Origin of the sequence: Thalassobaculum sp., assembly GCF_965223715.1 — a bacterium.
Classification (GTDB): domain Bacteria; phylum Pseudomonadota; class Alphaproteobacteria; order Thalassobaculales; family Thalassobaculaceae; genus Thalassobaculum.
In genome coordinates this window covers 2,424,214-2,437,500 of sequence record NZ_OZ245012.1, presented here as the reverse complement: position 1 = coordinate 2,437,500, position 13,287 = coordinate 2,424,214, and the positions used below count along the sequence as shown (strand labels likewise).

General features: G+C 62.6%; 5 protein-coding genes, 1 tRNA gene, 2 rRNA genes and 1 pseudogene (1 of these 9 only partly in view). 8 read left to right on the top strand and 1 reads right to left on the bottom strand.

What is annotated here, in order from left to right; translation table 11 throughout:
• From ACOQOP_RS11190 to ACOQOP_RS11180, 3 genes are all read left to right on the top strand, one after another.
• Nucleotides 1-1,067: ribosomal RNA gene (locus tag ACOQOP_RS11190) — 23S ribosomal RNA — on the top strand; it begins 1,682 nt to the left of the window's first position.
• 201 nt (nt 1,068-1,268) lie between these two features.
• Nucleotides 1,269-1,383, top strand: a 5S ribosomal RNA gene (gene rrf / locus ACOQOP_RS11185).
• Nucleotides 1,384-1,455: 72 nt separating this feature from the next.
• Nucleotides 1,456-1,532, top strand: a tRNA-Met gene (locus ACOQOP_RS11180).
• Between the two features lie 125 nt (nt 1,533-1,657).
• On the opposite strand, the pseudogene ACOQOP_RS11175 reads toward ACOQOP_RS11180, so the two are convergent.
• A pseudogene (locus ACOQOP_RS11175) lies at nt 1,658-2,814 on the bottom strand (IS3 family transposase).
• 96 nt (nt 2,815-2,910) lie between these two features.
• Here ACOQOP_RS11175 and dpdE point away from each other — a divergent pair.
• The 5 genes from dpdE to ACOQOP_RS11150 are packed head-to-tail and all read left to right on the top strand — an operon-like array spanning nt 2,911 to nt 13,279.
• Nucleotides 2,911-6,156 (top strand): protein DpdE, encoded by a 3,246-nt coding sequence (dpdE, locus tag ACOQOP_RS11170; protein WP_420566419.1) that lies wholly within the window; start codon nt 2,911-2,913, stop codon nt 6,154-6,156.
• The gene (gene dpdF / locus ACOQOP_RS11165) at nt 6,153-8,642 is read left to right on the top strand and encodes a protein DpdF (protein ID WP_420566418.1); all 2,490 of its coding nucleotides are present in this window, start codon (nt 6,153-6,155) and stop codon (nt 8,640-8,642) included. Before dpdE ends, dpdF begins: the two co-directional genes overlap by 4 nt.
• A complete protein-coding gene (gene dpdG / locus ACOQOP_RS11160) occupies nt 8,639-9,535 on the top strand; it encodes a protein DpdG (RefSeq protein ID WP_420566417.1) in 897 nt (298 codons plus the stop codon). The genes dpdF and dpdG overlap by 4 nt, the downstream gene beginning before the upstream one ends.
• Nucleotides 9,535-12,576 carry a protein DpdH gene (gene dpdH / locus ACOQOP_RS11155; RefSeq protein WP_420566416.1) on the top strand — a complete coding sequence of 1,014 codons (3,042 nt, stop codon included), beginning with the start codon at nt 9,535-9,537 and terminating at the stop codon, nt 12,574-12,576. The genes dpdG and dpdH overlap by 1 nt, the downstream gene beginning before the upstream one ends.
• Nucleotides 12,566-13,279, top strand: coding sequence for a hypothetical protein (locus ACOQOP_RS11150; RefSeq protein ID WP_420566415.1), 714 nt, complete (start codon nt 12,566-12,568; stop codon nt 13,277-13,279). The genes dpdH and ACOQOP_RS11150 overlap by 11 nt, the downstream gene beginning before the upstream one ends.
• Nucleotides 13,280-13,287 lie beyond the last annotated feature (8 nt).

Here is a 13,287-nt window from a genome sequence, read left to right as displayed (position 1 = left end):
GACGACGTATAGGGTCTGACGCCTGCCCGGTGCCGGAAGGTTAAGAGGAGAGGTGAGAGCTTTGAATCGAAGCCCCGGTAAACGGCGGCCGTAACTATAACGGTCCTAAGGTAGCGAAATTCCTTGTCGGGTAAGTTCCGACCTGCACGAATGGCGTAACGACTTCCCCGCTGTCTCCAACATAGGCTCAGCGAAATTGAATTCTCCGTGAAGATGCGGAGTACCCGCGGTCAGACGGAAAGACCCCGTGCACCTTTACTACAGCTTTGCAGTGGCATCAGAAGATGAATGTGTAGGATAGGCGGGAGGCTTTGAAGCATCGGCGCCAGTTGATGTGGAGCCATCCTTGAAATACCGCCCTTTGATCTTTTGATGTCTAACCGCGGTCCGTTATCCGGATCCGGGACCCTGCATGGCGGGTAGTTTGACTGGGGCGGTCGCCTCCCAAAGAGTAACGGAGGCGCACGATGGTAGGCTCAAGCTGGTCGGACATCAGCTGTTGAGTGCAATGGCATAAGCCTGCCTGACTGCGAGGCCGACGGGCCGAGCAGAGACGAAAGTCGGTCATAGTGATCCGGTGGTCCCGCGTGGAAGGGCCATCGCTCAACGGATAAAAGGTACGCCGGGGATAACAGGCTGATACCCCCCAAGAGTCCACATCGACGGGGGTGTTTGGCACCTCGATGTCGACTCATCACATCCTGGGGCTGGAGCAGGTCCCAAGGGTTCGGCTGTTCGCCGATTAAAGTGGTACGTGAGTTGGGTTTAGAACGTCGTGAGACAGTTCGGTCCCTATCTGCCGTGGGTGTTCGAGACTTGAGAGGAGCTGTCCCTAGTACGAGAGGACCGGGATGGACGCACCTCTGGTGGACCGGTTGTGGCGCCAGCCGCATCGCCGGGTAGCTATGTGCGGACGGGATAACCGCTGAAAGCATCTAAGCGGGAAGCCCCCCTCAAAACCAGGTCTCGCTGAGAACCGTGGTAGACCACCACGTCGATAGGCTGGAGGTGGAAGCGTGGCAACACGTGAAGCTGACCAGTACTAATCGTTCGATCGGCTTGACCGATCACACCCTGACCTTCCCGAAAGGGATAAAATGGGCCCCGCCTCCGACGACGAACGCCTGATCCTGGATCAAGTCCGGGACTGCGTCGGAGCGAACCGACAGCATCACAGACAGCACACACACCAATCCAATAATCCAATATCGACCCCATCCGGATATGGGCCTTCCCAAGGGAAGTGCCCCTATCGTCGGGCTCCATGACCTGGTGGTCATAGCGAGGGAGCCGCACCCGATCCCATCCCGAACTCGGCCGTGAAAGCCCTCAGCGCCAATGGTACTGCGTCTTAAGGCGTGGGAGAGTAGGTCGCCGCCAGGTCTTGAAACCCGACGACAACACACATCCGGACCCCCTAAACACGCTCAAACACCAATCCCAAACACCCACACCCGCGGGGTGGAGCAGTCCGGTAGCTCGTCAGGCTCATAACCTGAAGGTCGCAGGTTCAAATCCTGCCCCCGCAACCAAAGTCCTTCTCCAAAATCAACACGCTAACTACTAAACAACACGGAGAAATCCGAGGGACTATCTGTCGTGTCAACATAGTGTCAGCTGACCTGTGACTTTGACCTGAGCCCCGAGTTTCCTCCGGCTATTGGTAGAGCCCGAGCATAGATTGATGGCTTGTTGTTGATGGGATGGCAAGCAGGTGCGGGGCATGCCCCGCACCTGCTTGGTCGGCGATCTCGGAGGGTGTTCTGCCGCCCAGGCTCGAGTGCGGTCTGACGGTGTTGTAGTCCTCCTTCCAGGCGGTGAGCACGTCGCGGGCGTGGCCCAGCGAGGCGAACAGTGTCTCGTTGAGGCACTCGTCGCGCAGGCGCCCGTTGAAGCTCTCCACGAAGCCGTTCTGCATCGGCTTGCCCGGCGCGATGTAGTGCCATTCAACGGCACGCTCCTGGCTCCAGCGCAGCACCGCCATGCTGGTGAGTTCGGTGCCGTTATCGCTGACGATGGTCTGCGGCCTGGTCCGCCGCCGCCAGATCAGGGTGTCGAGCTCCCGCACCACGCGCTGGCCCGAGAGCGAGGTGTCGGCCACCAGAGCCAGGCACTCGCGGGTGAAGTCGTCGACGATCGCCAGGATCCGGAAGCGCCGCCCGTCCGACAGCGCGTCGGACACGAAGTCCAGCGACCATCTCTGGTTCGGCCCGTCCGGGAGGCTCAGGGGTGCGCGCGTCCCCAGCGCCCGCTTGCGCCCACCCCGGCGACGCACCTGGAGCTTCTCCTCGCGATACAGCCGCCTGAGCTTCTTGTGGTTCATCGCGATCCCCTCGCGGGCCAGCAACAGGTGAAGGCGGCGATACCCAAACCGCCGCCGCTCGCGCGAGAGCGCCCGCAGACGCTCACGGACCTCCACGTCGTCAGGTCTGCACGACCGGTAGCGCACCGACGACCGGTCCACCGCCAGGACACAACACGCCCGCCGCTCGCTCACCGCATGCGCCGCACGCAGGTGAGCAACGGCCTCCCGCCTCGCTGCGGGCGTCACCATTTTTTTGACGCGATGTCCTTCAGCATGGCGTTGTCCAGCATCGCCTCCGCCAGCAGCTTCTTCAGCCGCGCGTTCTCGTCCTCCAGTCCCTTCAGCCGCTTGGCCTCCGACACCTCCAAGCCCCCGTACTTCGCCTTCCACTTATAGAACGTCGCGTCGCTGATCCCATGGCGGCGGCACACATCCGCCGTCTTCTGACCGGCCTACTGCTCACGCAAAATCGCGATGATCTGCTCTTCGCTGAACCGACTGCGCTTCATCTTATCCGTCTCCTGTCTGGTGACGGACTCTACTCAAATCTGGAGGAGTTTGCGGGGCTCAGGTCACAGCCAACGGGACTGGTCATCTGGGCGACTGTGATCTACGGAAATTTAGATTATTGCGCTCTGGCTACCTTATCGGTTCAATGTGGGATTGTAGAACGGCAGCTAAATTATTTTTTCGAAGAGAAGAGTAGGAAGTATATTTTGAAAGCAGGTTGGTTTGTCGAACTGCCGGACCAAAAAGGGCTAGGAAAAGTTTCTGAATATTCTGGTGGCTACGTGGATGTGTCAATTTTTCTTTCGATTGGTCAGGAATCAAGTATCAGAATTCCACTATCTGCATTGAGGCGAGCATTCCTTGCGCCGCAGACGCGTGCGTACGTCGATTATAAAGAAAATATTTGCGTGGGCCGTGTAGTAGGATGGGCCCAAGAACCCGACGGGTCTATTCTATACGAGGTCAAGTTTCCAAACGGCAAGAAGGTCGAACTATCCGAGACGGAACTATACGTCCGACCGTGGTCTGCACCGGCGGATCCGTCGGAGACACTTGCTGATGGTGGAGCGGAAAGCCAGTTTCTGCACGACCGCCGACAATCGGGAATGGCAGTTCTCCAGAGTCTGATCAGTGCGTCGGAAGGGCTAACCGCCCTTGTTTCATCAGGCGTCGATCTAGTGCCACATCAGGTCGCCGCTGTCCGGCGGGTCCTGAACGATCCCGTGCAACGCTACCTGCTGGCTGATGAGGTCGGATTGGGCAAGACTATCGAAGCGGGGCTCGTTGTTCGACAGCATCTGATTGATGATCCCGCAAATCGAGCTCTCATTGCGGCGCCGGTGGTGCTGCTTGAGCAATGGCGAACCGAACTCAATCAGAAGCTCAGGCTGGACCAGTTTGGCGATTGCTTCGACTGTGTGGCGCATGAAGACCTAGGCAAGCAGGACTCGGATTACCCCATCCTCGTGATCGACGAGGCACACCACTTAGTTGGCGACGTCGCCGACAGTCTGGCGGGGGCGGCGGAACGCCTACGCGACCTTGCGGCCGACGCGAAAGTTCTGCTGTTGTTGTCCGCGACCCCGCCGATCGGCGAGGAGCGCCGTTTTCTCGCCATGCTGAACCTGCTCGATCCGTTGACGTACCGACTCGACGACATCGAGAGTTTCAAGGCCAAGCTCGCGAAGCGTCAGCCGATCGGCCGCCTGCTGCTTAGCCTGGATCCCGCGGCACCGGGTTTGGTGCTGCGCAAACGCGGAGAGGAACTGGAACGGCTCTATCCGAATGACCCGGTCATTCGCGACCTGGTTCCGCAACTCGCTGACGCGACCCGAATGGCACCAGAGCGTCTACCTGCACTGTGTTCCACCCTCAAGCAGCATGTCGCTGATGGGTATCGCATACACCAAAGGGTAATCCGGTCACGCCGTGCTGACGCGCAGGGCTGGGAGTTTCGCCCGCGCGGCCCGTGGACCGAGGACGGACCCGGCTTCATGCACCTACGCGTGGAGGAGGACGACCCCGACAGCATCGGCGAGTTGCAAGCGGCGCTGGAAGACTGGCGCTATGCGGCCGTCGACCACGCGCTCCAGACACCATCGGCGCAGATGCAATTAGTGCTGCGCTACCGAGATCTGTTGGCCGCCTTCGCGCGGAGCGCCGATGCACTGGTGGAGCATTTGCGTACTCTGGAGCCCCTGTTCCCGGGCGAGGCCGCGTTCATCGAAAGCCTCAGGGACGCCGTGTCGGAGATCGACCCGGCCGCGCGTCTGGCGCTGATGGCCGAAAGTACGACCCGGCTGGTCAGGACGTTCGCCGCGCAGTCCCGCTCTGGTAAGGTCGTCGTGTTCGCGTCGTCGGCGGCGCAAGCATCCGCGTTCCGGGCCCTTCTCGCCGACTGGCTGCCCAGCGAGGTGCTCTGTTTGCGCCTTGAGGGCGGGGTGGTGGACCGCTTCCGCGAGGCTTCCGGGCTGGGTGTCCTGGTCGCCGACCGTTCGGGAGAGGAGGGGGTCAACCTCAGCTTCGCCGACGCAGTCGTCCACCTTGACCTCCCGTTCAGTGTGGCCCGGATCGAACAGCGTATTGGCCGGCTGGACCGCTATGGTCGACGGAAGGACGACATCCGCCATCGCATTCACCTGCCATCGGAGGAGGAAAACAGCCCCTGGGGGGCTTGGTATGACCTGTTGGCTCAAGGCTTCATGATTTTCCACCGATCGATCAGCGATATTCAGTTCCTGCTGGACGGACTGGAGCGGCATGCCTTCTCGGCCCTATTCTTTGAGGGTGCCGCCGCTGTCACCGGCCTCGTGGAGGAGGTGAAGACCCGGATTGAGGAAGAACGCGCCAGCCAGGACGAACAGTATGCCCTGGATAGTATCGCCCTAGCCGAGGACCCGGTCGAGCCGTACCTGCAGGCCATTGAGGACGCAGAAGAGGACGAGGCCCAACTGGAGGCTGACATCGAGGAGTGGCTGGTCAAGACGCTCATGGTGCGGCGGGTCCCCGCGGCATGGCCGGAACCGGACCCTTTCATTCTCTCACAGACCCCAAAGACTCTGGTGCCCCGGAGTCCGTGGCTCGAGGATTTGCTCGACGGTGCCGCGGGCCCAATGACGTGGTATCGGCAAACGGCGGTGCGGGATGGCGCGGTCTCGCTGCTGCGCCCGGGCAACCCCTGCATCGATAGCCTCTACCGCTACACCCTGTGGGATGACCGCGGAACGGCCTTCATCACCCTGCGGCGGGTTCCGGAGTGGGAGGCCGGACCCTGGGTCGGCTACAAACTGTGCTTCGTCGTCGAGGCGGACCTCGCATGGGAAAACCTGCTGTCGCCGACCATCGCGGAGTTAGCCATGGCGCGCCGGGCGCAGCGCTACCTGCCGATCAGCAACCAGGTCATGTACGTCGATATCGACGGTAACCCCGTCACCGACCCAGCGCTGCTGGTCACCCTGCAACGTCCGTATTTCAGCGACAAAACGGTCCCGGGCAGCGATGTGAACCTGGGCAGCCGGCCGGAGCTCCTAGCCGAGATCATCGGGCCTGAACAGTTCGCACGCTACACACGCGTCGTCCGCGATGGCGCTCGTGCGGCCTTGATGGAGCAGGAGCACTACGTCGCCAACGTCGAACGGGCAACGCGGTTGGTGGAGGGTGCCATCGAACGCCACCAGAACCGTTTGGGCCGGGCCATCGCGGCTGGCAGCGAAGTCGACACGGTGCGTAACGAGTTGGCGCTCCTCGAATCCCTGCGGCCGGCGCTCGCGCGTCCCAATGTCCGGTTGGAAGCGATGGGTTGCTTCGTCATCATGAACGCCACTGCCCCGGACAAGATATGACACCGCCGCTCGATGATGCCGAGGCCTTCGCGGCACTGACGCGCGTTTTGAGCGGGCAGGACGCCGGCTACGGCTGGTCGGCTTCTTCGCCCGCGGTCGAACGGTTGCGGCAGGCGCTCGCAGCGGACAGCGCGAGCGCTCTCGATCTCGCCGTGCTGCTGCGCCAGGCCCTGGCCTGGGAGACCACTCGGCGGGGCAGCGAACTGCCCGCGATGGTCTCAGTCAGCCACCCGCGCCTGGCGACCTTCGACGGCTGGAACGCCGTCGGGTTGCCGGCGACGACCACGCCGGAGGGTACGATCCTCTCCTATCAGCCCTGGCGACCGCAATGGCTCGACTGTGGTGATGCGGGGGTAGACGGATTCGCAGCCTCAGAGACTACCTTGCGAAGTTTCAATTCCGACTTGTGTACCCGCGACCCGATGCTACAGGCGGTGGAGCGCTCGACTTACCGTAGCCCCGGGCAGCGGGCCGCCGTGCGGGCGGCCTTGTCGACCCCGCCGGGCGGATCCCTCGTCGTCGCTCTGCCGACCGGCGAAGGCAAGAGCCTGATCTTCCAACTTATCCACAAGGTCGGCTTCGCCGGCCCTCGACCGGCCAGCAGCCACGGCGTGACCCTTGTGATCGTCCCCACCGTGGCCCTGGCCATCAATCATGAGAAGGAGGCCGTAAACATCTGTGCGTTACGGCCCCCACTCGCCTTCCAAGGCGGCAATGACGACGACAACCAGGTCATCGCCGAGAACATTGCCAACGGAACCCAGGGCCTCTGTTTCGCGTCACCGGAGGCGGCCTGTGGGCGGTTACGCGGACCGCTCCGACACGCCGCGGCCGCGGGCCACCTAAGGGCGATCGTGATCGATGAGGCCCATCTGGTCGACCAATGGGGTACCGGTTTCCGGACTGAGTTCCAGGAACTCAGCGCGCTTCGCAGGGAGTTGATGGCTGCCGCGTCGGCGGCGGCCGCACCGCGAACCATCATGCTATCGGCCACCTTGACTGACACGTCCGAGATGACACTGAAGAGGCTCTTCGCAGACGAAGGCCGGTTCGCGAGCATCTCTGCGATCCAGTTGCGGCCCGAACCTGACTACTGGGTCGGCCCCGTAGTGGCCGAGGCCGCGCGCACTGCGCGGGTCCTCGAAGCGGTACATCATCTACCACGCCCGATGGTTCTGTACGTCACCGAGGTCAAGGCGGCGCGGGAATGGCTGGACCGCCTTCGTGAAGCCGGTTTTGCGCGGGTGCAGGCCCTTCACGGGGCCACGAAATCAGCCGAGCGCGCGGCCATTGTTGACCGGTGGCGGCACGGTGACCTCGACGTCGTTGTCGGTACCTCCGCTTTCGGCCTTGGCATCGACTACGCGCATGCTCGTAGTATCCTTCATGCCTGCATGCCTGAGACTTTGGACCGGTTCTATCAGGAAGTCGGTCGTGGCGGGCGCGATGGACGGGCCTCGTTGTCGCTTATCCTACCCACGCCAAGGGACATCGATGTTGCGCGCAAACTGAATGCGATAACAGTCATCACGGCTGGGCGTGGTCTGCAACGCTGGCAGGCCATGTTCGACGGCAAACGTATGTGCGGCCCGGGGCGCATCGCGGTGCGCGTAGATGGCAGACCGGGTGGCGGAGAAGAGGACATTGACATGTCCGGGGACCTGAACACCGACTGGAACCTCCGCACGCTCATGGTGACAGCCCGCGCCGGTATGATCCGCTTGCTCGGGGCGCCAGACTCCCACATCGAGGAACCCGGTGACTGGCTGGAGTTGGAAATCCTTGACGATCATCATCTTGATGTGGACTGCTGGAACGCCCGGTTTGAGCCGGTCCGAGGGGAAATCGCGACCGCGGCCAAGCGCAATCTGGAATTGATGCAGCGTTTTCTCGAGGATCGGCGCTGTCCGGCGGAGGTATTCGAGGAACTCTATGGGGCGCATCGGGTGGCGCACCGATGCAGCCGCTGTCGCGCTTGCCGCGCGGATCGGCGGCACAAGCGGCGGGCCAAGCAGGTCGGCGAGCCGCGCAGCCCCTGGCTTCTGCCACGCGGACCTCTGATGTCGAGCCTACTGGGAGAGAGCAACACGGTGCTGGTGAATTACGAACCTGAGGATCTTGTTGGACGAAGGATGCGGCGCCTGAGCACCGCGATCGATCGGCTGGAGCGCGACGGCCTGGCGAAACTGTTGGTGCTCGGTACGCTACCGCCGCTCGAGCGCTTGCTGGATTTCGCGCAGACGCGGCCCCTGTTTGTCGCCAACCTGCCGAACCTGGCCCATTCGCGCCTGCCGAAAGGGCCAGAACTGGTGATTGTCGGCGACGGCGGTCAGTTGGCGTCCCAGAACCTTCGGCCAGGCCCAGAAAACCCGCGCCTTTTTCTCGCACCAAAGTTCTACGAGACGGAAGACGGGCGGGTCCTTCGGGACGTCTTTGAGGGGCGCCGCCTGAACCTGGACGAATTCGTCGCACGGGTGTCGCAGTGAGTGTGCTGAACACGTTCGAGGCCGTTCCGGGGCGGTTGCTGTCCCTCTATGAAGTTCTGTTTCATCGCGAGAAAGGCATGGAGGAATCCGTCCTTGAAGCCTGCGCAACGCCGGCCACGCTGCGCAAGACGGAGAAGACCCAACTTTTCAACAGCCCCTTCGCCGAAGCGCGGAACATGGGCATGGTCCAGATCGAGGACGGCAGGGTCCGACTGACGAAGGAGGCCCGCAGCGGCGGAAAGCCCAGGGGCGACCATGAGAAGCATTTCCGCCTGTTCCTGCGCGGCGTACTGCTCGATCCAGACCGTGCCGAGGCGGCGCAGCAGGGAAAGTTCCTGCTCGCACTGTCCTGGTTACTGACGCGGGACCCGCTGAAACCGATCCAGTTTTCGCTACCGTTTGTCGATGCGATCAACGAAGAGATCGAGGACGGGGCCCGCGCGTTGGACCTCTCCACGCCATCCCACTCTCAAAACCTCCTGTACTGGGCGCGATACCTGGGCTTCGCGACGATCTTTGGCGGTGGGAGTGGTGGTGACGACGCGAGTAGCAGGCGCGCGATCCCAGACCCCTGCCGGGCCATCGCAGAGGTCCTGGGCGAGGTCTTCGATGGCCCCGGCGCGCTGGCGCCGCCGCAGTTCCTAGAGCGGTTGTCGGCGATCTACCCCTGCCTCGAAATGGGCCGGTCGCGCGAGAGGTTCCTGAATCTTCGCAAGGCGGGTCGCGATCACTATGACACCAAGTTGTCCATCGCGACCAGCCTCGCCCTGCAACGCCTCGCGAACCAGCATAAGCTGATCCTCAGCAATCCCGCGGACGCTGCGGCCGTCATTCTTGACTTCGGCGTGCGCCAGCGGCGGGTGAGCCGGATCGAACCAGGGAGTGCGGTATAGTGCGCAATTATCTATGCTGGGACCCGGGCGCGGTCCGCCGGGTCATTAATCCCTTCGCGGAACACATTACCGATGGCCTTTTCCGAGCGGTACACAGCGACTGGGACCTAAAAATCAGCCCGCCGGTTGGCACCGCCTATCAGGACCTCTCGGACAGGGACTGGCGGCTCCAGTCGCCGCTCACGTTCCTTGAGGATTTTCTACGCGACGACCGGCCACATGCCCTGGCCGCGATCCTGGGGGATACGGGATCCGGTAAGTCGCACCTTGTCCACTGGATGCGCCTGAACATCAAGCCTGATGCCAACCGCCTGGTGTTGGTCGTGCCGAAGTCCGGCACAAGCCTGCGCAACATCGTCAGGATGATGATCGAGGCGTTGCCGCCGGAGCAACAGACTAGTTATCTCGATACACTGATGGCCGCGGGCGAAGGCATGCAGCAGCGCAGCCACCAGCGCGAACAACTGCTCAACGACATCGCCCAGGCGATCCGGGAAGAGAGCCTGCCCGCGGACGCGAACGAGATCGAACACGACCTCTGCGTCAACCTGCCGAACCTTCTGATGGATCCCAACATGCGGAAGGATCATTTTCTGGGCGAAGATACGGTGATCGCGGAGATCGCCGACCACATCTTCGCGCCCTCGAACGCTGCCAATCGGCCCGAGAAGCGCCGGACCTTCGCGGAGGCCGACCTTCCGCTCGGCGGAATGGACTATGTGAAGGCCTCGCAACTGGCGAGGAGTGCGATCCAGCTCATCCAGTTAGACCAGGACGCCTACCTGCCGCTCGCGGTCCGCATCATCAATCGCAATCTCGACCGGGCCGTAGCTCGCACGCTGAGCTTCTCCGGCGATCGGGTCGAGGAGTTGATGGCGGAGATGCGGCGGCATCTGAAAGCCGAGGGCAAGGAACTAGTGCTGCTTGTCGAGGAATTCGCGCGCCTGCAGGGGATCGACCGCGCCCTGCTGCAGGCCATCACGACCCAAGGCGACGCCGACCATTGCCGTATGCGCACCGCCATCGCCGTAACCACCGGCTTCTTCGAGAGTGTCGCGGAAACAGCGTACATGCGTACCACCCACCTGCTGGACATGAACAGTTCAGCCGGCCGGCGCGACGGGCAGCGCGTCACTGAGGACTCGCTGTCCCGCTTCGCCGGGCGCTATTTGAACGCGGTGCGCCTGGGGAACGAACGGGTCGATGCCTGGAGTGTCGATGCCGAACCTGGCGAGCCGGCGCCTTCGGCCTGCGACGAATGCGCTTTGCGGGAGGAGTGCCATGCGGCCTTCGGCGCGCAGGATGGGTATGGCCTCTATCCTTTCACCGCGCGGGCACTCTGGAACGCCGCCGAACGCAGCGACCCGTCCATGCCGGAGCGCATGAACCCACGCATCCTGCAGAACGATCTGTTGGTGGAGATCCTCGACAATCACGCGACGGAGATTCAGGCCGGAGCCTATCCTTCGCTGCAGTTGCTGAATAAGCTGGGAGGCACCCGTACCCTGAACGCTGTGCAGCGCAATGACCTGGAAACCCGCAGTCGCCAGCATGCCGGGCGCTGGATCGCCGTGCTTGAGCTGTACGATGGTTCCGGGGAGATCGCCCAGATCGATGAACGAGTGCTGCAGGCGTTCGACATCCCTGAAATAGTCGGCGCCGTGGCCCTAGCTGAACCGGCGGTCTTTGACCATCCAAACCCAGTCAAGGGGGATCAGCCGGCGGCTCGGGTCAGTCGCGAACAAGAGATGATCGACGCCTGGGGCCGCGGCGGGCCAATGGACCAGGTCGTCGCCAACGCGCTCAGACCAATGATCCTTGCGGCGGTCGCGGACGCTGTGGACTGGGATCGCCTAGGGCTGGCGCGGACCTATTTCTCGAGCGGGCCTCGCAGAGCTTTGCAGGCGACTAGTTTCGTGTTCGACCGGCAGACAACCCAGGCGCTTGGGTCGGCGACGATACGGGTAGCCATTCCGGGCGATGAAGTGAGCCTGTCGGCGGCAGCAGCCTCGTTGACCGGTTTGTTTCTGGCGAGTCGTAACAAGTCCCGCTGGGATTTCGAGGACGGCGATCGCATGCTGTGCGCCTTCCTGGACTGCGTTGAGGCCTGGACCAGAGACGTGGAGGGGCAATTGCAGGCGCATTGCGCCCCGAGCCCAACCTGGAACCCGGGCACGGCCGCACTGGAGTTGGTGTTCGTCGGTGCGGCCATCGGCGGCGCAATCAAACCCGACGCCAAACTGGCGGAGATGATCGATGGGGCCTTCACCCCCTCACTCCCGGAGGAGCCAGCATGCACTGCACAGACCCTGGTGATGGTTTACCGCGAACTCGGCAAAAAAAGGGCCAGCCTGCTTGAGGCGGCGCGGGCACAATTGTCTAGTCCCAAGGGCGGTGCTGTCTCGGCGTTGCTTAATCCGGAGCGTGTGATCAGGGCCATGCGCAAGTTGCGGGCGGACAAGTATGAACTGACGATGAATCCGCCGAAGGACGATAATTCCGACGTTGCCAAACTTTACCGGCGGATCCAGGCCGACTTGCCTGCGGCGGCTCAAGCGGAACTCTCGGATCGAATGGCCTGGCTGGATGCGATCGAAGCAGCCTTCGGGCCGGATTGCTCGCGCTCGGCGGTCGTCGAAACCCTGAGGGCCGCCCACAGCGCGGTGCAGGACGCCGGGATTGGTACGAACCGATCCGCTCGTGCCCTCAGCGAGGCGCTCGACGTGTTTAGCGGAGTTCAGTTCGAGGACTCGATGCGGGCCGCGCGAGCTTTGCGTGACGTGGAACCCGCGGTGGCTGCGCTGCCGCAGTTTGGACGCGGCCGACGCAATGCAGTTCGGGCGGCCATGGAATTGGCTGGGGCGGCCGACGCCTTCCTGAATGCCGTCGAACAGAACATTTCGGCGGAGATAAGCGGTTCCGACATCCAGCAGGCCAAGCTTCGTACGGATCTCGAACTTATCGACACCTCCCTTTCAGAAATCGCCGTTGATATGGAGGCAATGGTGGAGACCCAGGGGGAGGCGACCGATGCTGCTTGAACGTGCCAGGAAGCTGAGCGACCAACTCAAGCAGTTCCAGAAGGTCAAGGCGGCGGCAAGAGATGCACAGCGCTTCGGGACCCGGGCCCGACAGTTCTCGGAAGCAGCGCGAAAGATCGGCGCCCTGCGCGGCGATCTAGCGGCGCTGAAAAAGGCGGGGATCGCCGTCGCGTTTCAGCCAGCCAACGGATCGCTCCTCTCGACGCGGGCCTCCGACCTCCGAGCGCGCGTGGCGGAAGACCCCTCGGCGATAGATCATCCGCCATTCGACCTTAAGTACGAATTCGTCGACCGTTTAAATGCCATCGCCGATTCCGGCCGCGCCGCCGCCATCCGAGCTTGGCGCGAGGATGTGGGTGAACAAGCCGGCACCGGATCGCAGGAGATCCTGAACGTGCTGCAGGAACTTCCACAATTAAGGGCAGGTGTTACCCAAATTCGGGAGCTCCGAAAGGAAATAATTGGGTTGAGCGAGACCCTTCCCGAAGATCCTGTGGCCGCGCGGGCGAGGGTCAGAGAGTTAGCCGAGCAAATGCAGGCTGCATGGGGGGAGCTCGACGCGAGCGACATTCCAGAGGAGGTGATTGCGTTCATTCGGCAGGCGGCCGCGAGGGGCGCGCCGTTGACCAACTTGACCTCGAACATCCTGAATTGGCTGACGGCTCGAAGCCTGACAGATTCCTTCCGAATTCGCCTAGGCTAGAGTTTTGC

Excerpts from the sequence above, each read along its gene's own strand:
- dpdF (WP_420566418.1), top strand. The coding sequence starts at position 6,153 with ATGACACCGCCGCTCGATGATGCCGAGGCCTTCGCGGCACTGACGCGC.
- ACOQOP_RS11150 (WP_420566415.1), top strand. The coding sequence starts at position 12,566 with ATGCTGCTTGAACGTGCCAGGAAGCTGAGCGACCAACTCAAGCAGTTC.